The organism is Gammaproteobacteria bacterium, from assembly GCA_016716465.1.
GTDB lineage: Bacteria > Pseudomonadota > Gammaproteobacteria > SZUA-140 > SZUA-140 > JADJWH01.
Genome location: JADJWH010000005.1, coordinates 43,089 through 67,414, shown reverse-complemented (window position 1 = coordinate 67,414; position 24,326 = coordinate 43,089). Strand labels below are relative to the sequence as shown.

Genomic DNA, 24,326 nt, shown 5'->3' with positions numbered 1-24,326 from the left:
GAGTTACATCAGTGCCTGTTGTATATGGCGTGTAAATGCCTCGGGACCGGTGTAGCCGATCACGCGGAACGATCTCAGTTCCTTCCCGTCCGCGCCGAAAAACAATATCGCAGGCGGTCCGAAAAGTCCAAGCTGCCTGAGCAATTCCTGATCGATCTCGTCATTCGCCGTCACGTCCGCGCGCAGCAGCACCGCACCGGCCAGCGCGGCACGCACACCGGGATCGGTGAAGGTGCGACGCTCCATGATCTTGCAGTCGACGCACCAGTCGGCGTAGAAGTCCAGCATGACCGGCCGGCCGGCCGCGCGCGCGATGGCCTGCCGCAGGCCTTCCACGCCCTTGACCGGAGCAAACTCCAGCGCCTCCGCCGCCGGCACCTTGCCGCCGGCGATCGAGGTTCCCTGCAAGGGCCGCAGCGGATCCTTGCCGCCGCTGGCGGCGCCGATGATCAGCAGGACACCATAGATGAACACGATCAGACCCGCGCCTTTCGATAACCGCCGCCAGCCCGGGACCCCGGCTTCCATACGGTCGAAGGCGCCCAGATAGACGGCTGTGCCAACCAGCAGGACCGCCCACAAAATCATGCTGATCTGGGGCGGGACGATCCGGTCGAGAAACCAGACCGCGACCGCGAGCATCAGCACGCCGAACACCGACTTGACCGTCGTCATCCACCCCCCCGCCTTCGGCAGAAGCCGGCCGGCGGACGTACCGATCACCAGCAGCGGCAGGCCCATGCCCAGGCTGAGCGCGAACAACGATGCCCCGCCCAGCAGGGCGTCGCCGCTGATCCCGATATACAGGAGGATCCCCGCCAGCGGTGCCGCCACACAGGGCCCCACGATCAGCGCCGAGAGAAGGCCCATCACCGCGGCTCCGATATAGGTTCCCGCGGACTGTCGATTGCTGAATTCGTTCAGGCGCGCCTGCCAGGAAGGCGGCAACTGCAACTGGTAGACATCGAACATGGCGAGGGCGAGCAGCACGAATATGAGACTTATGCTGCCGAGGATCCAGGGATTCTGAAACGCCGCCTGCAGATTGCTGCCAAACAGGCCGGCCGCGATTCCGGCCAGGGTATAGGTCAGAGCCATCGCGAGCACATAACTCAGGGACAGCAGAAAGGCCCGGCGCGTCGTTACCTGGGTGCGTTGTCCGATGATCAGGCTGGACAGGATCGGGACCATCGGAAGGACACAGGGGGTAAACGCGAGGAGCAGGCCGAAACCGAAGAACCCGGCCAGGTTCAGCCACAGATTACCCTCCGCCAGGGAACGCGCGATCCGGTCCTCCAGCGGGGCCTCCACGAGTCCGCCCGCCACAAGCGGGTTCGCGGGCGCAACCGCTGCGGCATCCGCTGCCGGTAACTCCAGGCTCAGTGTCCGCTTCATTGGCGGATAACAGAATCCCTGGTCCGCGCAGCCCTGGTACCCCACCTCCAGCATCACCGGGATCGGCGCCGCCTCCCGCCGCTCCACCGGCACCTCGGCCTGCACTGGTCCGTGATACACCTCCATGCGGCCAAAATATTCATCCTCCTTGAACTCGCCCGGAGGAAACCGGGGCTCCCCCAGCGTCACGCCGGCTGGAGGATCCACCAATCGAAACGTGAATTTGTCGCGGTAGAGGTAGTAGCCGTCCGCGATTTCCCAGCGCGCGGAGATCGTACCGGGAGCGGAAACGTCCGCGGAAAAAACAAAGGCACGGTCCGGCTCGAGAAAGACAGGCTCGGACCTGCCCAGACCAAGCCGCTCACCGATGGAGGCGAGCGGTGAGGACGAGGCGCCGCCATCAGCAGCGAAACCGGCGGAGGCACTCAGCAGCAGCGAGACAAGGAGACTGAACCCGGGAATCTTGATCATGGTATGCACGAGACTCGTTAGAGACCGGAGAATGACCGGAGCGAATGGACCTCAACCGACGATCAGGCACCCGCAGGTTGCGGGAACACAGCGTGGTATCAAAACGCGGCGCACGAAACGCCACACATACTAGCACATGTCCGGCACGCGCCCCGGACACCAGATGAACAACGCGGAGGCCCGCATAAAATGTCGGAAAAGCCTATGAAAACTTGATGATGTCACCCTGATTCTGCCAACCGGCGCACATCGTCTCCCTCAGCCTTTGCGGCAGTTCTCGGCGAGCCAGGCGAGATACGCCGCCGATCCGGCGGCAATATCCAGCGCGATGATCTCGGGAAGCTCATAGGGATGGGAGGCGCGGATCCGTTCCTCCAGCCGTGGATACACCGCGCGCGCCGCCTTGATCAGGAGCAATACTTCGCTCCCTTCCTCGATTTCACCCTTCCAGCGATAGACGGACCGGAGACCCGGGATGATGTTGATGCAGGCCGCGAGCCGCTCATTGAGCAGCGCTCCGGCGAGTTCGCGCGCCGCCGTTTCATGCGGACAGGTGGTGAGAACAAGATAATGGTCCGCCGCCATGCGCATCACGATACACCATCGGTAACGGCGGTCAAAGGTGTTATAGTGGCGAGGCATGCCTTATCTGATCCTGCTCCTGATCATCGCGTTTCCGCTGCTCGAGCTGTACGTCCTGATCCAGGCTGGCGGTATACTGGGCGCGATCCCTACCATCGCGCTCGTGGTTTTTTCGGCCGTGCTGGGAACCCTGCTGCTGCGCTGGCAGGGTTGGCTGGCGCTGCAGCGGGTCCGTGCCACCCTCGCCCGGGGCGAATTGCCCGCCCGGGAACTGCTCGACGGTGTCTTCGTGCTGATCAGCGGGGTGCTTCTGCTGATCCCCGGCTTCATCTCCGATCTCGTCGCCATCCTCTGCCTGATCCCTGCCTTACGCCGGGCGCTCGTCAGCGGCATCCTGGGACGCGCGCCCCGGCCTGATGACCGCCCGGCAAGTTCCCGCAGCGAGCACGGCCCCCGCGTGATCGAGGGAGAATACTGGAAGGAACGGATCAAGGATTGACACCCCGGGTCCCGGCCCCGGAATGCCCTCCCCATGCCCTGCCGTCGAGGCGACCCCTTGACTCCCGCGCAGTCGCCCCTATTATTACTGGCACTCACAGGGAATGAGTGCCAGGAATGTCGCGATTCCATCGCGTTAAGCCACAACAACCAATTGTTTTACAAATAAATATGGAGGCATCCACATGAAAATCAAACCGTTACACGACCGCGCCGTGATTCGTCGGCTGGAGGAGCAGCGCACCAGCCCGGGCGGCATCGTCATCCCCGATTCGGCGGCGGAAAAGCCGATCCGCGGCGAAGTGATCGCCGTCGGCAAGGGCAAGCTCCTGGAAAACGGCGACATCCGCCCCATGGACGTCAAGGTCGGCGACAAGGTCCTGTTCGGCAAATACGCCGGCACGGAGATCAAGGTCGACGGAGAAGAGCTGGTCGTGATGCGCGAAGACGACATCATGGCCGTCATCGAAGGCTAAGCGCCGCCCCACACCCCTATTCAGTCAAGCATTCAAGAGGACTCAAATCATGGCAGCAAAAGAAGTCAGATTCAGCACCGACGCCCACCATCGCATGCTGAACGGCGTCAACATCCTGGCCGACGCGGTCAAGGTGACCCTCGGTCCCAAGGGCCGCAACGTCGTTCTGGAAAAGAGCTTCGGCGCCCCGACCATCACCAAGGATGGCGTCTCGGTCGCGAAAGAGATCGAGCTGAAGGACAAGTTCGAGAACATGGGCGCCCAGATGGTCAAGGAAGTCGCCTCGCAGACCTCCGATATCGCCGGCGACGGCACCACCACCGCGACGGTGCTGGCCCAGGCCATGCTCCGCGAGGGCATGAAGGCCGTCACCTCCGGCATGAACCCGATGGACCTTAAGCGCGGTATCGACAAGGCCGTCGTCGCGGCGGTCAAGGAACTGCAGAAAATCTCCAAGCCCTGCACCGATGACAAGGCGATCGCCCAGGTCGGCACGATCTCGGCGAACTCGGACGAGGACATCGGCGGCATCATCGCCGAGGCGATGTCCAAGGTCGGCAAGGAAGGCGTGATCACGGTCGAGGAAGGCTCCGGCCTGGCCAACGAGCTTGAGGTCGTGGAAGGCATGCAGTTCGACCGCGGCTATCTGTCCCCCTATTTCATCAACAACCAGCAGAACATGTCCTGTGAACTGGACAGTCCCTACATCCTGCTGCACGACAAGAAGATCTCCAACATCCGCGAGCTGATCCCGATCCTGGAAGGTGTCGCCAAGTCCGGCAAGCCGTTGCTGATCATCGCCGAGGACGTCGAGGGCGAGGCGCTCGCGACCCTGGTGGTCAACCACATCCGCGGCATCGTCAAGGTCGCGGCCGTCAAGGCGCCCGGCTTTGGTGACCGCCGCAAGGCCATGCTCGAGGACATCGCGATCCTGACTGGCGGCCAGGTCATCGCCGAAGAAGTCGGCCTGTCGCTCGAAAAGGCCACGGTCAACAGCCTGGGCAGCGCGAAGAAGGTGCAGATCTCCAAGGACAACACCACCATCATCGACGGCGCCGGCAAGGCCGCCGACATCCAGGCGCGCGTGAAGCAGATCCGTGCCCAGATCGAGGAAACGACCTCCGACTATGACAAGGAGAAGCTGCAGGAGCGTGTCGCCAAGCTCGCCGGCGGCGTCGCCGTGATCAAGGTCGGCGCCGCCACCGAGATCGAGATGAAGGAAAAGAAGGCGCGCGTGGAAGATGCCCTGCATGCCACCCGCGCGGCGGTCGAGGAAGGCATCGTGCCCGGCGGCGGCGTTGCGCTGTTGCGCGCCCTGCAGGCGATCAAGAACCTCAAGGGCGACAATCACGATCAGGACGTCGGCATCAACATCGCGCGCCGCTCGATGGAGGAACCGCTGCGCCAGATCGTCGCCAACGCCGGCGATGAGCCGTCGGTCATCCTGAACAAGGTCGCCGAGGGCAAGGGCAGCTTCGGTTACAACGCGGCCAACGGCGAATTCGGCGACATGATCGAGTTCGGCATCCTGGATCCGACCAAGGTCTCGCGTACCGCCCTGCAGAACGCGGCCTCGATCGCCGGCCTGATGATCACGACCGAGGCGATGGTCGCCGAGATCCCGCAGGACGACAAGCCGGTCAGCGCCCCGGACATGGGTGGCATGGGCGGCATGATGTAAGCAGCCTCTGGCGCGAGCCGGTTGGCTGGAAAGTGAAAAGCCCCGCCGGGCGATGCCTGGCGGGGCTTTTTTTATCCGGTATGGCCGCGTTATGAAAGCGAGATCGCCCGGTATCCCTTGTCGTCGTCCTCGTTGTCCTCCAGGCGCAGCCCGTTGACTTCGGCGCTCTTCTCCACATCCTTCTCCTCCAGGTCGATGCGCAGGCGAAGATTGTTCTGGGAATCGGCGTTCCGCAGGGCCTCCTCATAGGAGATGCGTCCGGCCTTGTACAGCTTGTACAAGGCGCCATCAAAGGTCTGCATCCCGAGATTCTCCGACTTCTCCATGATCTCCTTGATCTTGTGAATCTCCCCCTTGAGGATCAGGTCGCTGACCAGCGGCGTACCCAGCAGGATCTCGAAGGCCGCGGCGCGCTTGCCGTCCAGGGCCGGTATCAGGCGCTGTGACACGATGCCGCGCACGTTCAGCGACAGGTCCATCAGCAATTGGTTGCGGCGATCCTCCGGGAAAAAGTTGATGATGCGATCGAAGGCCTGGTTCGCGTTGTTCGCATGCAGGGTGGAGATGGCGAGATGGCCGGTTTCGGCGAAGGAGATCGCATACTCCATGGTATCGCGGTCGCGCACCTCGCCGATGAGAATGACATCCGGCGCCTGACGCAGGGTGTTCTTCAGGGCATCCTCATAGGTGGCGGTGTCGTCGCCCACCTCGCGCTGGGTGATGATGGAGCGCTTGTGGTTGTGCACGTATTCGATCGGATCCTCGATCGTGACGATATGCCCCGCGCTGGTGCTGTTGCGGTAATCGATCATGGCGGCCAGCGAGGTCGACTTACCCGACCCGGTGGCGCCGACAAACAGGATCAGGCCGCGCTTCTGCATCACCAGCTTGCTCAGGATCGGGGGCAGTCCCAATTCTTCCATGCTCGGGATCTTGACCTTGATGTTGCGGATGACCAGCCCGATATGATTGCGCTGCTTGAAGATATTGACGCGGAAACGCCCGATATTCGGGTCGGCGATCGCGAGATTCATCTCGGGGGTCTTTTCAAAAACCGCCTGTTGCTCCGCATTCATTAATTTATATGCGATCAATTTGGTGGCACCCGGGGGTATGGGCGACTTGTCGATCGGCTTGATCTGGCCGTGGATACGCATGGAAGGCGGGGCCCCAACCGTCAGAAACAGGTCAGATCCCTCCTTTGCGACCATTAACTTCAGATAATCGGTGAATTCCATGAACGCCTCTTCGCCGGACCGGGTATGAGAAACTTGGCGACTCCTCCGCTGTTACTATCGACTGGATCGCAATCCGGCTTGAGCGATCGGGTTCTCATTTTTCGGTCGGCAGGCGCCGGTTGCCGGGGCGCTGGCGGTCTTTTATGCTGTGCAAATGAACTCGTCCCACCCCGCAGCCCCCTCTAATCAGCGCATCACCACCGACACCCCGCCACCCGCCGCCCTGCAACAGCGGGTAGAACTGTTCTGGGAACAGTACACCGCTGCCGCGCGGGAAACCGGCCTGCCGTTGCCACGGCATCCGGAAACACTGAGGGTACTGCGCCGGGTGTGGTCCTACAGCAGCTTCGTGGCCCACAATTGCATCGAAGACCCGCGGCTGCTGCGGGAGTTGCTGGAAAGTGGCGACCTGCTGCTGAGCTACGCGCCCGATCGCTATGCGCAACTGACCGCGCGGACGCTGTCGAAGCTGCGCAGCGAGGAAGATCTGGATCGCGGCTTGCGGCAGCTGCGGCGCCGGGAAATGACCCGCATCGCCTGGCGCGATCTCGCGGGCTGGGCCCGCCTGGAGGAAACGTTACGGGAACTGTCCTGGCTGGCGGAGGCCCTGATCGATGGCGCCGCCGGCTGGCTGCACGCGCACCTCGCACACGCCCGCGGCGCGCCACACGGGGCGAGCACCGGCGCCCCGCAAAGCCTGGTCGTGCTCGGGATGGGTAAACTCGGCGCGTATGAGCTCAATTTCTCCTCCGACATCGATCTCATCTTCGCCTACCCGGAAGAGGGTTCCACCCGCGGCCGGCGCGCGCGGATGCATAACGAGGAATTTTTCACCGAACTGGGCAAGCAGCTGATCCGCTGTCTCAGTACGCCGACCGAGGAAGGCTTCGTCTTCCGCACCGACATGCGCCTGCGCCCGTTCGGCAGCAGCGGCCCGCTGGTCATGAGCTTCGAGCAAATGGAGGAGTACTACCAGTCCCAGGGCCGGGAATGGGAACGCTACGCCATGATCAAGGCGCGCCCCGTCGCGGGAGACCGGGTGCAGGGCCGTCAGCTGCTCCGGATCCTGCGCCCCTTCATCTATCGCCGCTACCTGGATTTCAATGTGTTCGAGTCCCTGCGCGAGATGAAAGCGCTGATCAACCAGGAAGTGGCGAAGCGCGACCTGGAGGACAACATCAAGCTGGGGCCGGGCGGCATCCGTGAAATCGAGTTCATCGGCCAGACCTTTCAGTTGATCCGCGGCGGCCGCGAGCCCGCCCTGCAGGAACAGCAGATCCTGCTCATTCTGCATCGGCTCGCCCGCGCCGGACACCTGCCGGAAGAGGCCGCGACCGAACTGGAGCGCGCCTATCATTTCCTGCGCCGGGTGGAAAACCGCCTGCAGATGGAGGCCGACCGGCAGACACACCAGCTGCCGGATGATGCGGCGGGTCGCCTGCGCCTCGCCCGCTCGATGGATTACCCGGACTGGGAAGGGTTTTCCCGCACGCTCGCTCAGCATCGCGCACGCGTGCAGCGACATTTCAATCAGGTATTCAACATGCCGCGACAGGATGCGGATACGTCGGCGCAGAAAGCACAGAAGACGCCGGATTACGCCGCCCTGTGGTCCGGCGCACTCGACGAGGCGCGGGGGATCGCGCTGCTGACACAGGCCGGCTTCCAGGACGGCGGGGAGATTCGCCGCCGCCTTGGCCTGCTGCGCGACGGCCACACCTATCGCGCGCTCAGCGAGCGCGGCCGCGCACGCATGGATCGCGTCATGGCGCCGTTACTCGATGCCGCCGCCGCGACGCCACGGCCGGATGTCACCCTGATCCGGCTGCTCGATCTGATCGAACAGATCGCGCGCCGCACCGCCTATCTGGCCCTGCTCGGGGAAAATTCCGTAGTACTCACCCAGCTGGTCCGCCTGTGCGCGGCCAGTCCCTGGATCTCGGACATGCTGGCCCATCAGCCCCTGCTGCTCGACGAGCTGATCGATCCGCGCACACTCTATGCCCCGCTGGATCGCGGCGCGCTCGAGCGTGAACTTCGGATCGCCCTGGACGCGATCGCGCCAGACGATCTCGAACAGCAGATGGAAACCCTGCGCCACTTCAAACAATCGAATGTGCTGCGCGTCGCCGCCGCGGATGTCATGGCGGCGATGCCCCTGATGGTGGTCAGTGATCATCTGACCGAGATCGCCGAGGTCGTTCTCGCGGAGGTGCTGAACCAGGCCGCGGGTCACCTGGCGCGGCGCGGATCCGGCGCCGGACGCCCACTCGATCGCGGTTTCGCGATCATCGCCTACGGCAAGCTCGGCGGGATCGAACTCGGCTACGGCTCCGATCTCGACCTGGTGTTCCTGCATGCGGCGGACGATGATCCCGCGCTGGCTCAGGGCTACGCCCGCCTCGCGCAACGCATCATCCACCTGCTCAATACCCATACCCCGGCCGGCATCCTCTACGAGGTCGACCTTCGCCTGCGTCCCAGCGGCAGCTCCGGCCTGCTGGTCAGCTCCCTGTCCGCCTTCGAGGACTACCAGAGCAACGCGGCCTGGACCTGGGAGCACCAGGCGCTGGTGCGCGCCCGCGTGGTCGCCGGCGATCCCGCCGTGACGGTGGAATTCAACCGCATCCGGGCAGCAGCCCTGACCCGCTCGCGCGATCCCGACCGCTTGCGCGACGAGGTCGGCGACATGCGCGAACGCATGCGCCGTGAACTCGCCCGCGGTGGAAAAGACCGTTTCGATCTCAAACAGGATCGCGGCGGCATCGCCGATATCGAGTTCATCGTCCAGTACGCGGTACTGCGCTGGGCGGGTGAACACCCGGAACTGCTGCGCTGGACCGACAACATCCGCCTGCTCGAAACCCTGGCCCGCCTCGGCCTGCTCCCCAGTGAGGACACCCGCCTGCTGACCGAGGCCTACCGTAACTACCGCGCCGTGGTGCACCGGCTGGCCCTGCAGGAGGTCGACGATACCGTGGTGGATGGCGCGGAATTCGAGGTCCAGCGGGCGGAGATCGCGCGCATCTGGAACCGGCTCCTGCCACCCTCGGACGCCCCTGCGGACGGGGAAAGACGGTGAAAAACGGCGGGATATTCGTTACAATCGACCCTCCCCGCCCGGCACTGGACGCGGGTTTCCCCTCGAATCACTTGAGAATGAATGCAGGAGCTTTCGCATGAACATGGCGACGATGGATGACCGCGACGGGGTCATCTGGCTGGACGGCAAACTGGTGCCCTGGCGCGAGGCCAAGGTGCATGTCCTCACCCATACCCTGCATTACGGACTCGGCGTGTTCGAGGGCGTCCGCGCCTACAAGGCGGCCCGCGGCACGGCCATCTTCCGCCTGCAGGCGCATACCGACCGCCTGTTCCGCTCGGCGCACATCCTCAACATGCCAATGCCCTACGACAAGGCCACGATCAACCAGGCCATCGTCTCCGCCGTGCGCGAATGCAAACTCGAATCCGGCTACATCCGCCCGATGTGCTTCTACGGCGCGGAAGGCATGGGCCTGCGCGCCGACAACCTCCGGACCCACGTCATGGTCGCCGCCTGGGCCTGGGGTTCGTACATGGGCGAGGAGAACATGCAGAAAGGTATCAAGGTGCGCACCTCCTCATACACGCGCCACCATGTCAACATCACCATGTGCAAGGCCAAGGCGAACGCGAACTACCTCAATTCGATCCTCGCCCTGAACGAGGCGCTGGCCTGTGGTTGCCACGAGGCGCTGCTGCTCGACAACGAGGGTTACGTCACGGAAGGCAGCGGGGAGAATTTCTTCCTGGTACGCGACGGCGTGCTCTACACCCCGGAGCTGACCTCGGCGCTCGACGGCATCACGCGCGCCACCATCATCCAGCTGGCGCAGGACCTCGGCATCGGCGTGCGTGAAAAGCGCATCACGCGCGATGAAGTCTACGTCGCGGACGAGGCCTTCTTCACCGGTACCGCCGCCGAGGTAACACCGATCCGTGAACTCGACGGCCGTGCGATCGGCCGCGGCACGCGCGGACCGGTCACCGAAAAGCTGCAGAGCCTCTATTTCGACCACGTGCACGGCCGCCGCGCCGAATACGGCGAGTGGCTGACCTACGTATAAGGAGACGCCCATGCCGACTGCCGGCCAAAGCGGTGACAAAACCGAGCCTCTGACAGACGCGCGCGGCTATTACCGCGTCAGCCGCGCCGAACTGCCGCTGCACTGCCCGCTGCCGGGTACCAGCCTGTGGAATTCACACCCGCGGGTGTTCCTCCCGATCGAGGAAACGGGCGAAGCCGTATGTCCGTACTGCGGCGCCCGCTACACCCTCGTCGACGACCGCTGAAACAGTCCTATCCAGCGTCATCGAAGCGGTAACCGAACCGCTCGATATCCTCGCGGTAATGTGCGCCCACCCGCTCCGCGAGGTCGTCCGTGTAATAACCCCGGTAGTCGCGCCGGTCGGTCGCCGTGCGGCGTTGCGGCAGCGATGCCACCTCGAAACCGATGCGCCGCAGGATATAGGCATAATCTTCCTCCAGCCGCTCGAACCGCCCGATGAAATCGATGATCGTATTGCCGTGCTGGTCGGTCACATAATCGCTCTGGCGCTCGACGGAAATATCCATGTGATACTGATAGGGACGCTCGGGATCGAGCTTGTAACGGATGAAGCTCGCGAAGTCATCGATGCCTTCCAGCAGATGCGGCCGCTCGCGCCGGATGTGATGAAAGGAACTCACCTGCAGATCCCAGGGATTACGCACGAAACAGAACTTGAACAGGGATTGATAGAACTCGTGCGGCAACATCTCGCGTGCCGCGATGGCCTTGGCGTGACGCGGCAATTTGCAGGCCAGACGGTGGCCGCTGAGGTGACTCAAGCGGCTGCAGAGGAACATCGGGATGCGCCAGGGATCGGCCCACATGCGGCGCTGCAACGCCGCGCGAACGCTCGTCCCCCCGGTCTTGGCGATGTGTACGAAAAGAAAGCGGTAACGGTGCGACAGCAACATCCGGATCAGGCTCCTCGATCGATCATGCCCAGCGCCGCCAGATAGGCACGCGCGCTGCTTTCCACGGTATATTCCGCCGCCGCCGGGCGCAACTCGGCCGCGGGCAAGGGATCGTCCAGGGTCGCGGCCATCGCGCGCGCCAGCGCCACGTCATCGCCGACGGGTACCAGGGCGCCGTAGCGGCCTGCGTCGAGCAGTTCGCGCGGCCCGCTTGGACAGTCGGTGGAAACCACCGGTACACCCAGCGCGAGCGCCTCGGTCAGGGCATTGGGCGAGCCCTCCCAGGCCGAGGACAACACGAACAGGCGCGCGCACGCCAGGAAACTGTACGGATTCTCGGCGAAACCGGGAAAGGCTATGTCTTCAGCAACGCCGAGTTGTGTTGCCAACATCTCATACACTGACTGCAGTCGTCCGCGCCCCAGCAGTATCAGGCGACATGCGCGACTGGCGCGCACGCGGGCAAACGCGCGGATCAGCGTGGCGAAATCCTTCTGCTCGGTGAAGCGTCCCATGCCGAGGATCACCGGCGGCCCGGCGGGTTCTGTCAGCCACGGGTGCGGCGGCGTCTCCCGCGCCAGTGCCTCGAGTCCGGGCGTCACCACCGGATTGCGGATCACCTGCAGCCGCGCCGCTGTCGCGCCCATTGCACGAATGTCGTCCGCCACGCCCTCCGACACCGCCACGACGACATCGGCCCGGGGGTAGAACCGGCGTACTGACCATGCCCAGAGGGCATAACGGAACCGGCTCTTGCCTTCGAGCGCGGCGGACACCGTGGTGCCGATCCTGCCGACCACCCGGACGGGAATTCCGCTCAGGCGGCGCGCCCACAAGGCGAGCAGCAATGCACGGTGCTTGGCGGCGAGCAGCGCCGAGGGGCGCGCCGCGCGCAGGTAACGTACCAGGGCGGGAAGATTCGCAAAGGTATGGCGGCTGCCGAGCCTGATGATCCTGACCGTGGACGGCAACTGGTCAAGGCGGGTGCTTGCCGCCTTGATCAGCAGGAGGTCGATCTCCGTACCGTGAGCGGCCATCCCGCACAGCAGATTGATCATCATGCGTTCGACGCCGCCATCGCCCGAAAACGACACCAGCACGGCCAGTCGCCGCGGCTCCCCGTTCATCTTGATACCGATGCGCCGGCCGACACAAAACACCGGCGCATACGCCACCGGCCCGCATCCCTGCCGAATCTTCCCGTTTGCGCGGTGTCAGGCATCGCCTTTTTCAGCCACCAGAAAATATCCCAGCGGGTATTGTCCGCCCGTCTTCTCGGACAGCCTGCGCCCCGCCGCCGTCTTCAGGAAGAGGCCCGTCAGGTACTGTATCGGTATGGCAAGGGACTTGAATCGTTTGGCCAGAAGATCAGCAAAGATCTCCGGTATTCCGCCTACGGGCTGCAGCAGGAGTATCCTGAACCCGGCAAGGCTGGCGAACCGCCTGAGCGCGAACTCGGTATATCGGTAATAGTCATGCGGCACCTCGTGCAGGCGGTAAAAGAATGGGGTATTCATCATCACGATGGCCTTGTCGGCCGAGATTCGCGCCATTTCCCGCCACAGGTTTTCGGGCTGGGGGATATGCTCGAGCACATCGGAAAGTATGATGGTGTTGAACTCTCCGTCGGATAGCGGCAAGCGCCCGCCGAGGTCGCACACATGATCCAGGTGCTCGCTCCGGTGCGGGGTATTCTCCCAGTCGATACAAATCACCTCACTCGCATAGTTTCGATAGACCCCGAAGAGCGGGACCTGCCCGCAGCCGAGGTCCAGCAGACGCCCCCGCACGAATCCCGGAATATGGGTCTGGTACAAACGCGCGGTGATATCCGCGATCAGTCTGGAACTCTTGCCAACGACGTCGGGGTCTCGGGACGCAACCAGCCTGTCGCCCCGGAAGACGTATTTGCTCGGCCTCCATTTCGCTTCGTTGATCATTCCACCGAATCAATTTATATTCGTTTGCCATCAACTTGCGCACTCCCGCCGGGCGATCGGACGGCAAGTTGGCGCACGCAGGCTCCTCTGCGCGGCGCAGCGCATCAGCCTATCATAATGATGGAATGACCGCCCCCCACATGTCGCCCAACCGACATTCAGCCATGACCGACGGATACGAGTCCCTGCGCAAAGACCGGCATAAATGATCACAACCCCGGACACCAGCGAACGCACCGACTATACGAGGTTGGCCAGAACCCTGTGGATCTTCTGGGCACAGGGCGAGGACCACGCGCCTTTCTTGGTAAAACAATGCATTTCTTCCTGGCGCATACTCAATCCCGGCTGGGATATCCGGGTGCTCGACCAGGCCTCGCTGCGACAGGTCATCGACCTGGAAGGCCTGGAGAAGCGGCGGGATATTCCCTTGCAGGCGCTCTCCGATATCATCAGGGTAAAACTGCTGACGGTACATGGCGGTGTATGGGCCGATGCCAGCCTGTACTGCGCGCACCCCCTGGATGCCTGGCTGCCCCGCCATTATCAGGATCACTTCTTCGCATTCGCCAGTGAAAGGCGCGATCGCGTCATGACCACCTGGTTTCTGGCCGGCAACGCGGAAAGCCCGCTCCTGCGGCAATGGACGGCCGATATGATCGGCTTCTGGCATGCGAACCGATTCCGGGGAAACACCTATTGGGGCAGGCAGCTCATCCGGAAACTCATGAGCCTCAGAAAGCGACATATCGTGTCGAACGATATCTGGTTCTCTCGGTTCGTGCTGAAAATATTGCGGCTGTTTCCCTACCCCATCAACATGTATCTGTTCGAACGCATGCTGGACCGGAACCCGCCGCTGAAGGCCCTCTGGAAGAACAGGACGCATCTGTACGATACGCCTGCCGAGTACCTGCAGAACCGTCTCGGCATGAACGCAGCGGTCAACGACGCCGCGAAGACGTTTATCGCCGGCCACGCCACACCCGTCCACAAACTCAATTGGCGACAGGACAAGGGGGCTGCCGCTCAAGGTTCGAATCTCGAGTTCCTGCTTTCGTCATCCCGCCCCGGCAAGGAATATTGACGCAATGACCGGTGCGCCGTTTTTCACGATATTTCTCCCGACGTACAATCGCGCCTACTGCCTTGGCGACGCCATCGCCAGCTGTTACCGGTCGACCTTTCGTGACTTCGAGCTGATCGTCATCGACGACGGCTCGACCGATGACACGCGCGCGCTGATCAACCGCCTGAAAGACGAGACCTATCACGATCTCCGATATATCTACCAGAAGAACCAGGGGAAACATGTCGCCTTCAACCATGCGGTCAGCCTGGCCCGGGGCACGCTGTTCCTCACCCTGGATTCGGATGACACCCTGCTGGAAGACGCCCTCGAAAGGATATCGCGGCTCTGGCAGTCGATGTCCGCGCAGGAACACGAGGCCTTCGCCAGCATCGAGTTCCGCTGCCTGGAGAACGGTGTCGCATCCTCCGCCTATCCGGAACCGTATCTGGATTCCACCTATGTCGAACGACGGCTGATCTGCCGCTCCCGGGGCGAAAAAAGGAGTGCATACCGCGTGGACGTGCTGCGGGAATATCCCTATCCGGTATTCACAGGCGAACGCTATTGCCGGCCCGGTCTTATCGATATCCGTATTGCAAAGCGGTATAAAACCCGTTTTTCCAATATCATCGCCATCGATGCCGGGCATCTCCCCGATGGCATCGGCGCGAACCGGAGGCGCGTCATTGCCAGCGCGCCCCGCGCCTATCGGCAATATTTTCTCGAGGAGATCGTGGATCACGGCCGGTACCACACCCGGCGTAATCTGCGCAGCTATTACAAGCGCTTTTCCCGCTCTTCCTTCAATGCCCGTATCGGCATCTTCCAACAGTACAGGGAAGTGCCCGACAAGCTGCTGCTGCTTCTGTCCGCCCCCGAGGCCTACCTCGGCAGTCTGGCAGACCGGCTCAGCCTGGCGAGATCGCGCCATCGCTCAAACTCGCCGCGATAGTGAATATCGGCCCGCGGCCGGGCGATACGTTCCGGATGCGCGGTACAAGGGATGCGGGATCGGGCCGATACCCCGCCGCGAGGCGCTCACCGGCGGTTTGAATCATGCTATGATCCGCCGCAAAAGCACCGTCGCGATCGGAACCCGCCGGCAGGATGGGCAATCATCGATATTTCCGCTCCGGCCCCGAAGCTTCCCACAGCCTCGGGGCCAGCATAGTAAACCGCGCTGAGCTGTTACTCCCGACAAATCCTCCCGCGCCTTCATGCTAACATTGAGCGATGTCACGCCGCAGGGAAGCCTGAAATGAGGGTCTGGGGGCATAAATCGACCGGGGACGCAGAGGCGGCCTCCCCCCGCCTCGACCGCTGCTTCCCCGGCGCCTACCCAAGGGCCCACTCGCCCGTCCTGGTCTGGATCGCGCTGTTCGCGATTGCGCTGTTTTCACTCTCCAACTTCATTGAGCCGACCCTGGCGCGCAAGACCGAATGGCTCCTGCTCGTCGTCACGCTGCTCGCCGGCGGGCAGATACGTCGCGAGGACCCGGATGCCTGGCTCTATCTTGTGATGTTCCTGTTTCTGGGCCTGATGCTGGCAATGAACTGGTGGGCCGCCAGTGCGTGGGGCGGGGGGTATGATCACTTTTCCTATAGCCGGGATTATCTGAGGTTCTTCTGGTTTCTGATGGCAGGATGGTGGCTTGGGGGCAAAGAACGCAACATCTTTATCGTTTTTGCCATCGCCATCGCGGCCCTGTTCATCACCATTCAAACCGAGGGTGGCCTTGTATCCTGGGAGCAATTGTTCAAGGGGCATCGGGTGGATTTCAACGTCCATAATGCGGAACATATCGGCCTCCTGTTCGGCTCGGTCCTGATCGGATTGCTGAGCTTCATGTTCCGCTTCTTCGATGCCCGGCGCCCGCCCGCTGTGCGCGTGGGCTGGGGGGCGCTGTGGATACTGCTGTTCGCAGGCACGATAACGGTCGTGCTCGGCGCCCAGACCCGGCAGACCTGGCTGGGGTTCGCGTTCGCGATCATCGCCTCCATTGTCTTCCTGCTGAGCAGCCGCCTGTCCGGCCGCGCCCTCATCAAACGGTTGAGCTGGATCACGGTCGCGTTTGGCCTGGTCATTGCCGCCGGCCTGTCGATGAATTCCTTCGAGCGCATGACCAAGCGCGTGACCGTCGAACTCGAGGCCATCGAACATCTGCGCCTGGACGCCATCAACAATGCCCAATTCAACAGCTCCACTATCCGACTGATCTTGTGGAAAACCGCATTCGACGCCATCTCGAAGCGACCGTTGCTGGGCTATGGCGGTGCCGCGCGCAGGATCGTCCTGGACTCTGCTGACCTGCCCGCACCTCTTAGCCAATATGGCCACTTTCATAACAGTTATCTCGAACTCTGGCTCAGCTACGGTATCGCCGGCCCCCTGGTATTCGGCTCCATGCTGATAGTGCTCGGCAGGCGTCTCGTGCGCGCTTACCGCAGCGGCCATGTCGCCATGGATTTCGCCGTGTTCGGCGTGGCATGGCTGGTGTTTTTCGCCGTCGCCAACTTTTTCGAATCGTATGTGAGCTACCGTACGGGCGCCTATCTGATGCTAGTCGTCGGCGGGGCGCTCTACAGTATCGCCATCCCCGCCCGGCGGGCGGCGCGCTCGGCAGCACGCCCCGTACGGACGACGGATAACGGATAAATGAAATTGAATTCGCGGATCGCCGATCCGGCAAACCGTCCAGTAATTCGGCGTGATCCATGCGTATCGCGCTGACGGCCCCGGCGCTCGACGGCGGGATCGGCCGCAACCTCGTCAATCTGGCCTCATGCTGGCGAGACATGGGCATCGAGGTCGATATTATCGTCGATCACCGCTGCCCGACGGAACCGCCCGACATCCCCGCGGGGGTCGCGGTGATTGAAAGCGGCGGTTCGCATCCGATCGCCAGACTGCCCTGGCTCGTTCGTTACCTGCGCCGCCGCCGCCCGGTCGGCATCCTGACACCCGTGGCGCGGCATACGGTCTGGGCCCTGCGCGCCCGGACCTGCAGCCGCGTTCCACTGGCCGTCGTGGCGAATGTTCACAATGATTACCGGATGACGCTGCAGGCACTGCGCCCCGGCAAACGCCACAGCCGCATTGCCGCGCTACGGCGGTATTATCCCCGCTGCGACGCCATCGTGGCGGTCTCGCAAGGAGTCGCCCGGTCATTCTCCCAGCTCGTTGACATCCCGGAACACCGGCTCACGGTGATCCCGAACCCCGTCGTGACCCCGGCACTGGTCGCACGTGCGGAAACCCCACCCGGCCATCCGTGGTTTGATGCGCCAAGCATGCCGATCATCATTTGGGTCGGACGGATGGAAGCGCAGAAAAACGCCGACTTGCTGGTCGAAGCCTTCGATCAGTTGCGCACTACGACGGAATGCCGGCTCGCTTTCGTGGGTACGGGATCGGAACAGCCCAGACTCATCGAGCGTGCCCGCACCTCGCCCTACAGTGATGCCATCGCCTTTCTTGGACATCAGAAGAATCCCTACGGCTTTATCCGCAGATCCGCGGTGCTGGCGCTCTCGTCAAACTGGGAGGGTTTCGGCAACGTGCTGGTCGAAGCCATGGCCCTGGGGGTCCCCGTGGTTTCGACCGATTGTCCAAGCGGTCCCGCCGAAATCCTGGAAAGCGGCCGCTGGGGTCCGCTCATACCACCCAACGATGCGGCCGCCCTGGCCACCGGCATCAGGCAGTGCCTGGAACAGCCGCTTGCCCCCGCCGTCCTGCGGGAAGCGGCGCAGCGCTACCGATCCGATGTCGTGGCGCGGCGCTACCTGCACGTGCTTTCAGGCGGGATGTCCCCGGACGAAGGCGCCGTCCCCAAGTGAACGCCATCCGCACGGATCAACGGGCGGCCATTTATGGATAGGGCAAACCGTTGGCGACTCGCGCCGCCGGGCGAAACTCCGGTGAAAACAGATCACCGGTCGCGTCGTAGTAGTCGCCCCGGACCGCGAGGAGCCCCAGCAAGGTGTTGTCCAGTACATCAAGCTGATAGGGGCGTGCGCACAGAATATCGCGCTTGCTTGACCCGCCACCGAGCCCATCGGAAGACCAGAAGACCAGGGGGATCTCGTACATCGACCGTACGCGGGAATTGTGCCCGACGAAATTGGTGTAATGGGCCACATCCTCTCCGTGGTCGGGCGCAAACAGCCAGGCCGTCGGGGTGTACGCGGCATGCGCGCGCGCCATTTCGAGCGTCTCGCGTAACAGGTGATCCATATACACCATGGCGTTGTCGTATTCGTTCCGCATCATGACGGCCCAGGGCGCACGACCCTGCCCGCTCAACTGTCGGGCGACCTCGTCATCCGCATCATCGAATACCGCGAATGACTCCGGATAGCGAAAATGATACGCGGGATGCGCCCCCAGCATGTGCAGAACGATGAATTTTCGCGGCGCGGGATCGGCGAGAGCCCGCTGAAATTCCGGCAGCAGGACCTCGTCATAAGATCCCTCGCCGCGCGACCCGCCCTGGTTGGTGAGCGCAATCACATCGGCGTGAGAAGCAATGATGGATACGGCGCCATGACGATCCGTGCTGTGATTCGACAGCCAGAAGGTCTTGTAGCCGGCACGGCCGGCCATCGTCAGGAGATCGGGTTGCTTCGCCCAGAGATTCGGCTCCCGCAACGTGGCGGGGGTGAAGATCTGCTTGATAGATCCGTCGGTACCGGGAAATCCGGTGATCACGTCCCGGAAGACGAGGAGTTCGTCCGCGACGGCCTGTAGCTGCGGCGTCGTCTCGCGCGGGTACCCATACAGGGACCAGTTCAACCGCGTGGTGCTCTCCCCCAGCAGAAAGACCACCGTCCGCCCCCCCTCTCCGGCATAGCGCATCGACTGCAAACGGGGATCGTTTTGTGTCGAGCGCAGCAGTTCCTGCAATTGGCGGGTCTTCTCGATTTCGTATTCCCATTTGGCATAGCGGAGTGGAAAGTATAGAAACGGATCCGCCTTGCGCATCGTCGGGTTCAGGTGGACAAGCAAGAACAGGCCACCGAAGGTCAACACCGGCCAATAACTCCGCCGCCTCCCGCCGCCTGCGCCCAGGCTCCCGCCGATCACGGGCGGGTGATAGCGGCTGCTCACTCTGGTGGCGAATCCGAACAGCGTGAGCGCCGAGATAAAAAATATCAGATGCTTCAACAGACCGCGGCTGTTGGCGAGGGCGAACTCCGCCGCCTCACCGCTGTTGCTGTTGAAGAGCGCCTCGATGACGATTGCGTCGTCGTGCGATACGCCGAAGAAGTCGCGCAGAAAGGCTTCCATGGCGAGGATGAATACGAACGGCGCCGCCACGCCGATCACCCACCAGATACCGGCATTGCCCCGGGAAACCGCGCGGGTGGCGGACCAGGAGGAAACGGCGAGCACCGCCAATCCTCCGAGCAGCGCCGACTTTCCCGCCTGGCTGTAGTTGAGCAGATCCGTCGACCAGTAGGCGAAAGGGATGAGCAGAAATGCCCCCAGACGGATCAACAGATAAATACCCATGCACCCCCTGAAGCTGACTTGCCGGCGAATGATCCCGCCGGACGAGTATACCGTCAAGCACCTCGCGCACATGCCGGGTCTCCTACCCATCAGGAGATCGCGCGGGGCCCAGCGGCCGGCTCAGGCAGGGAAATGGCGCCTGTGTTACTATCCTGCCACACCGCCCGGAGCTCGGTGCGCGGAGGAGGGAAGCGGTCCGTCCGAACCTGCGACTCGGCTGTGGTGGCCGGACAGGGTCCGTGGGCTCTCTGCCAAAGGATTCAACAGCCATTTACCGCCGCAGGTCTCCCCTCTTCTCTCCGATTTAACGCGCGGCGGCGTACTGGCCCCGCCCATTGGTGCGGGCCTACCCTGCGCCCTTGGAGCAAGCGCACCGTCAGCGGCATAGTGACTGGCAACGGCCGGTGAGCCCGGAAAACCAGGAGTATCAACTTGCCTTTCTCACGCGGACGGACCACAGCGCAGACGCCTTGCGGCGGGCAATCCATGCGGCCGCTCTGACGTCATGTGCGGAATCGCCGGCGTCTTCGTAAACAGGAGGGTGGACCCGGCCCTGCTGTCCGCCATGGCGGACCGTCTCGCGCATCGCGGACCGGATCACCGCGGGATCGAGATCGAGGCCGGCGCCGGCCTGGCCCATACCCGGCTGTCAATCATCGATCTCGGCGGCGGCGATCAGCCCTTGCACGCCGATGACGGCCGACTTTCCCTGATCGCGAACGGTGAAATTTATAACTACGTCGAACTGCGCGCCGAACTGGAGGGTCGCGGTCGCCGCTTCGCGACCGGCTCGGACTGCGAGACCATCCTGCACGCCTACGCCGAATACGGCGACGGCTTCCTCGACCGACTGCACGGGATGTTCGCCTTCGCCCTGCACGACCGCGCGCGGGACCGACTGATCCTCGCGCGCGACCGTCTCGGCATCAAACCCCTGTTCCTCGCCCGCATCCCGGATGGCTGGGCCTTTGCCTCGGAACTGAAGGCCCTGCTGCCGGTCATCGGCAAGCCGGTCGTCGACCCGCACGCGCTCGCCCAGTACCTGCAATGTCAGTTCAGCACCGGGCGCCGGGCCCTGTGGGCCGGAGTCGAGCGCGTGCTGCCGGGTGAGGTCGTTACTCTCGAGGCCGGCGGCACACCGTCACGCCGGCGCTACTGGTCACCGCAGGACATTGCGCCCGTGACGACGCGTTTCGAGGACGCGGCGACGCAGTTCGACGAATTGATGCACAGCGTCATGATCGAGCATATGCGATCCGACGTCCCCTTTGGCCTGTTCCTGTCGGGCGGGCTCGATTCCTCGCTGCTGCTTGCGCTGCTGAGTCGGCTCAAGGGGGAGCCGATCCGCACCTTCTCGGTCGGTTTCGCCGACTCGCCGCGCGGCACCGAGCTGGAGCTGGCGGAACAGCTCGCGGCGCACTGCGGCAGCCGGCACACCGTGCTGCGCCCCACCGGCCGGGACATGCTCGACCGGCTCGCGCTCAGTGTCTGGGCCGCGGACGACCTGATGCGCGACTTCGCCAACCTGCCCACCCTGATGCTGGCGGAGACGGCAGGCGCCGAACTCAAGGTGGTGTTCAGCGGAGAGGGCGGTGACGAGGTGTTCGGCGGTTATCACCGCTATCGCAGCGCGCGACTCGAGCGCTGGCTCAAGAACCTGGTCTATCCCGGCAGCGGCGGCTTCCGCACCACCGGCAATTTCCGCGGGCTCGAACGCGCCGTGTTCGGCACCGCCCTGCGGGACGCCGCCCGCGGCTGGCGCGATGACTTCATCGCCGCCTGGCGGTCGGCGCCGTCGGCATGGAGCGACCTGCAGCGCATGCAGCTGGTGGATATCACGACGGCGCTGCCCGATAACCTGCTGGTCAAGGCCGACCGCCTGCTGATGGCCTTCGGGGTCGAGGGCCGCGTGCCCCTGCTCGATCACCGCGTGGTCGAATTCGGCCTTGCCCTCCCCGACACGCTCAAGATCGCGCCGGGGCACGGCAAGGCGTTCCTGCGCCGCTGGGCGCGGCGTTATCTCCCGCCGGAGCATCTGCGCGCACCCAAGCGCGGCTTTACCGTGCCGATGGACGCGTGGCTGCGGGGTGCGACCCTGGATCGGCTGGAAAAGATCCTGTCCGCCTCGCCCGCCATCCGGGAATGGTTCCAGCCCGGGGCGGTGCGCCTGCTGGTGGAGAAACAGCGGCGCGGTCGCGGCGTCACCCGTAACCTCGGCGCCTTGCTACAATTGGCCCTTTGGCACCGCATCTTCGTCGAGGGAGATGGCGCTCGCCCTCCGTTACAGGACCCGCTGACCTATCTCGCATGACATCGTCCCAGTCGCCGCGCCGCATCCTGATCATCCGCCTGAGCGCCATCGGCGACGTCGTCATGGCCTCGCCGCTGATCAAGGCCTTGCGTCGCCGTCATCCGGACGCCCGGCTCAGCTGGCTGGTCGAGCCCGCCGCCGCCGGACTGCTGCGCGACAACCCGGACCTGGACGAGGTCATCGTCTGGCCGCGCGCGGAATGGCGTGCCCTGTGGGACGCGCGACGCTACCATGCCTGGTGGACCTCCCTGCGCGATTTCGTCCGGACACTGCGGAACCGGCGCTTCGATCTCGTGCTCGATGTGCAGGGCCTGCTGAAAAGCGCCGCCTGGGCGCGGCTGAGTGGAGCGCCCGTGCGCATCGGACTGGGTTCGCGTGAGGGCGGCGCCCTGCTGATGACGCAGGTCATTGCACGCCCCCGTGCCGACGCGCGCATCGGCTCCGAATATCTCCACCTCGCCCGTGAGCTCGGCCTCGACAGCAGTGACTTCGCGATGGACATTGCGCTCGGCGCGGAGGATGAGGCATACGCACGCACCTATGCCGCCGAGACCGGGCCCTACGCCATTCTCTGTCCGTTCACGACCCGGCCGCAGAAACACTGGTTCGAAGACCGCTGGGCGCAACTGGCGCAACGGATCCACACACGCTTCGGACTCACGCCGGTGCTGCTCGGTGGCCCGGATGCCCGGGATGCGGCGGCGCGCCTGCAGTATAACAGCCCGGCCCTGCGCAGCCAGGTCGGAAACACGACGCTGGCGCAGAGCGCGGCGCTGATCAAATACGCCCATTGCCTGGTCGGCGTGGATACCGGCCTCACCCACATGGGCATCGCCTTCAAGGTACCGACGGTTGCCCTGTTCGGCTCGACCCGCCCCTACCTCGATACCACGCGCGCGAACGCGCGCGTGCTGTATCACCGGCTCGAGTGCTCGCCGTGCCGGCGCCACCCCACCTGCGGCGGCGCCTATACCTGCATGCGCCTGATCGAAGTGGATGAGGTGGCGGATACCCTGGCGCTCCTGATGAACGGGGAGACGCGCGCATGAAGATCGTCCACGTCGAGGCCGGCATGCACCTCTACGGCGGCGCGCAGCAGGTGCTGTACCTGCTCGAGGGCTTGCGCGACCGGGGCTGCGACAATCTGCTGGTCTGCCCGCCCGGCAGCGCGATCGCGCAGGCCGCGCGCGCGCATGGCCTGCGCGTGACGGAACTGGCGCTGCGCGGCGACGCCGACCTCGGATTCGTACCCCGGCTGCGCCGGCTCCTGCGGCGGGAACGCCCCGACCTGGTCCATCTCCACAGCCGGCGCGGCGCCGATCTGCTGGGGGGTATCGCCGCGCGCCTCGCGGGCATACGCTGCGTGCTGTCGCGCCGCGTGGACAACCCCGAAGCGGCGGCGTGGGCGCGCATGAAATACCGTCTTTACGGTCGCGTCATCACGATCTCGGACGGCATTCGCCGCGTCCTGCTCGCCGAGGGCGTGGAACCGCAGCGAGTGGTCTGCGTCCCCAGCGCGGTCGATGCCGCGCCCTACGCGCACGCCTGTGAACGGGGCTGGTTTCTGGCCGAGTTCGATCTTCCGGCCGAGGCGCGCGTGCTCGGCGTGATCGCCCAGCTGATCCCGCGCAAGGGCCATCGCCACCTGTTCGCCGCGCTGCCCGATCTGCTGCGCCGCCACCCCGATCTGCATGTCATCTGCTTCGGCCAGGGGCCGCTATACGCCGAACTGGAGGCTGCGATCGCGGCAGCCTCCTGGCGCGGGCGCGTGCGTCTGGCGGGATTTCGCACCGACCTCGCGCGCCTCCTGCCCTGCCTGTACGGCGTCGTGCATCCGGCCGAGATGGAGGGCCTGGGAGTGTCGCTGCTGCAGGCCGCCGCCGCGGGCGTACCCGTCGTGGCGAGCCGCGCCGGCGGTATTCCAGAGGCGGTGCGCGACGGCGTCAATGGGCTTCTCGTCCCGCCGGGCGATGCGGATGCGCTCGCACGCGCGCTGGAAGACCTGCTGGCGGATCCGCAACGCGCGGCAGGATTCGGCCGGCGTGGCCGAGAGCTGGTACGGGAGGAATTCTCCATCGACCGGATGGTGGAAGGCAACCTGCGCGTCTACGCGGAGGTCCTGGGCGAGACGAGCAGCTGAGAGAG

General features: G+C 64.0%; 20 protein-coding genes. 13 read left to right on the top strand and 7 right to left on the bottom strand.

The window, feature by feature from the left end; genetic code table 11:
* Nucleotides 1–3: 3 nt before the first annotated feature.
* A complete protein-coding gene (locus IPM20_11130) occupies nucleotides 4–1,866 on the bottom strand; it encodes a protein-disulfide reductase DsbD (protein MBK9132172.1) in 1,863 nt (620 codons plus the stop codon).
* Nucleotides 1,867–2,124: 258 nt separating this feature from the next.
* Nucleotides 2,125–2,451, bottom strand: a complete 327-nt coding sequence (locus IPM20_11125) for a divalent-cation tolerance protein CutA (GenBank protein MBK9132171.1) — start codon at nucleotides 2,449–2,451, stop codon at nucleotides 2,125–2,127.
* A gap of 55 nt (nucleotides 2,452–2,506) precedes the next feature.
* On the opposite strand from IPM20_11125, the gene IPM20_11120 reads away from it, so the two are divergent.
* From IPM20_11120 to groL, 3 genes are all read left to right on the top strand, one after another.
* Nucleotides 2,507–2,947: an FxsA family protein gene (locus IPM20_11120; GenBank protein ID MBK9132170.1), complete on the top strand. Its 441-nt coding sequence runs from the start codon at nucleotides 2,507–2,509 to the stop codon at nucleotides 2,945–2,947.
* A 184-nt stretch (nucleotides 2,948–3,131) separates the two neighbouring features.
* On the top strand, nucleotides 3,132–3,422 hold the full coding sequence (gene groES / locus IPM20_11115) for a co-chaperone GroES (GenBank protein MBK9132169.1): 291 nt from the start codon (nucleotides 3,132–3,134) through the stop codon (nucleotides 3,420–3,422).
* A gap of 49 nt (nucleotides 3,423–3,471) precedes the next feature.
* Nucleotides 3,472–5,103 carry a chaperonin GroEL gene (groL, locus tag IPM20_11110; GenBank protein ID MBK9132168.1) on the top strand — a complete coding sequence of 544 codons (1,632 nt, stop codon included), beginning with the start codon at nucleotides 3,472–3,474 and terminating at the stop codon, nucleotides 5,101–5,103.
* An 89-nt stretch (nucleotides 5,104–5,192) separates the two neighbouring features.
* On the opposite strand, the gene IPM20_11105 is transcribed toward groL, so the two are convergent.
* Complete coding sequence (locus IPM20_11105) at nucleotides 5,193–6,341, bottom strand: PilT/PilU family type 4a pilus ATPase (protein ID MBK9132167.1); 1,149 nt, start codon at nucleotides 6,339–6,341, stop codon at nucleotides 5,193–5,195.
* 154 nt (nucleotides 6,342–6,495) lie between these two features.
* Between IPM20_11105 and glnE the strand changes: the two genes are divergently transcribed.
* The 3 genes from glnE (at nucleotide 6,496) to IPM20_11090 (ending at nucleotide 10,676) form a co-directional block, all read left to right on the top strand.
* Nucleotides 6,496–9,423: a bifunctional [glutamate--ammonia ligase]-adenylyl-L-tyrosine phosphorylase/[glutamate--ammonia-ligase] adenylyltransferase gene (gene glnE / locus IPM20_11100; protein MBK9132166.1), complete on the top strand. Its 2,928-nt coding sequence runs from the start codon at nucleotides 6,496–6,498 to the stop codon at nucleotides 9,421–9,423.
* Nucleotides 9,424–9,526: 103 nt separating this feature from the next.
* Nucleotides 9,527–10,450 (top strand): branched-chain amino acid transaminase, encoded by a 924-nt coding sequence (locus tag IPM20_11095; protein MBK9132165.1) that lies wholly within the window; start codon nucleotides 9,527–9,529, stop codon nucleotides 10,448–10,450.
* A gap of 10 nt (nucleotides 10,451–10,460) precedes the next feature.
* Entirely contained in the window at nucleotides 10,461–10,676 is a 216-nt protein-coding gene (locus tag IPM20_11090; protein ID MBK9132164.1) for a zinc-finger domain-containing protein, read from the top strand.
* 7 nt (nucleotides 10,677–10,683) lie between these two features.
* On the opposite strand, the gene IPM20_11085 is transcribed toward IPM20_11090, so the two are convergent.
* From IPM20_11085 to IPM20_11075, 3 genes are all read right to left on the bottom strand, one after another.
* The gene (locus IPM20_11085) at nucleotides 10,684–11,346 is read right to left on the bottom strand and encodes a sulfotransferase family 2 domain-containing protein (protein MBK9132163.1); all 663 of its coding nucleotides are present in this window, start codon (nucleotides 11,344–11,346) and stop codon (nucleotides 10,684–10,686) included.
* Between the two features lie 5 nt (nucleotides 11,347–11,351).
* Nucleotides 11,352–12,473, bottom strand: a complete 1,122-nt coding sequence (locus IPM20_11080; GenBank protein MBK9132162.1) for a glycosyltransferase — start codon at nucleotides 12,471–12,473, stop codon at nucleotides 11,352–11,354.
* 87 nt (nucleotides 12,474–12,560) lie between these two features.
* Nucleotides 12,561–13,286: a methyltransferase domain-containing protein gene (locus IPM20_11075; GenBank protein ID MBK9132161.1), complete on the bottom strand. Its 726-nt coding sequence runs from the start codon at nucleotides 13,284–13,286 to the stop codon at nucleotides 12,561–12,563.
* A 205-nt stretch (nucleotides 13,287–13,491) separates the two neighbouring features.
* Here IPM20_11075 and IPM20_11070 point away from each other — a divergent pair, with 205 nt between their 5' ends.
* From IPM20_11070 to IPM20_11055, 4 genes are all read left to right on the top strand, one after another.
* Complete coding sequence (locus IPM20_11070; protein ID MBK9132160.1) at nucleotides 13,492–14,373, top strand: hypothetical protein; 882 nt, start codon at nucleotides 13,492–13,494, stop codon at nucleotides 14,371–14,373.
* A gap of 4 nt (nucleotides 14,374–14,377) precedes the next feature.
* Entirely contained in the window at nucleotides 14,378–15,310 is a 933-nt protein-coding gene (locus IPM20_11065) for a glycosyltransferase family 2 protein (GenBank protein ID MBK9132159.1), read from the top strand.
* Nucleotides 15,311–15,616: 306 nt separating this feature from the next.
* The gene (locus IPM20_11060) at nucleotides 15,617–17,014 is read left to right on the top strand and encodes an O-antigen ligase family protein (protein ID MBK9132158.1); all 1,398 of its coding nucleotides are present in this window, start codon (nucleotides 15,617–15,619) and stop codon (nucleotides 17,012–17,014) included.
* Between the two features lie 59 nt (nucleotides 17,015–17,073).
* Entirely contained in the window at nucleotides 17,074–18,195 is a 1,122-nt protein-coding gene (locus IPM20_11055) for a glycosyltransferase (GenBank protein MBK9132157.1), read from the top strand.
* Between the two features lie 31 nt (nucleotides 18,196–18,226).
* Here the strand turns inward: IPM20_11055 and IPM20_11050 are convergent, their stop codons facing one another.
* The gene (locus tag IPM20_11050) at nucleotides 18,227–19,870 is read right to left on the bottom strand and encodes a phosphoethanolamine transferase (protein MBK9132156.1); all 1,644 of its coding nucleotides are present in this window, start codon (nucleotides 19,868–19,870) and stop codon (nucleotides 18,227–18,229) included.
* A 505-nt stretch (nucleotides 19,871–20,375) separates the two neighbouring features.
* Between IPM20_11050 and asnB the strand changes: the two genes are divergently transcribed.
* Genes asnB through IPM20_11035 form a run of 3 tightly spaced genes read left to right on the top strand, consistent with a single transcriptional unit; the run spans nucleotide 20,376 to nucleotide 24,321 of the window.
* Nucleotides 20,376–22,181: an asparagine synthase (glutamine-hydrolyzing) gene (gene asnB, locus IPM20_11045; protein ID MBK9132155.1), complete on the top strand. Its 1,806-nt coding sequence runs from the start codon at nucleotides 20,376–20,378 to the stop codon at nucleotides 22,179–22,181.
* Nucleotides 22,178–23,230 carry a glycosyltransferase family 9 protein gene (locus tag IPM20_11040; GenBank protein MBK9132154.1) on the top strand — a complete coding sequence of 351 codons (1,053 nt, stop codon included), beginning with the start codon at nucleotides 22,178–22,180 and terminating at the stop codon, nucleotides 23,228–23,230. The genes asnB and IPM20_11040 overlap by 4 nt, the downstream gene beginning before the upstream one ends.
* Nucleotides 23,227–24,321 (top strand): glycosyltransferase, encoded by a 1,095-nt coding sequence (locus IPM20_11035; protein MBK9132153.1) that lies wholly within the window; start codon nucleotides 23,227–23,229, stop codon nucleotides 24,319–24,321. Before IPM20_11040 ends, IPM20_11035 begins: the two co-directional genes overlap by 4 nt.
* The last annotated feature ends 5 nt before the right edge of the window (nucleotides 24,322–24,326 follow it).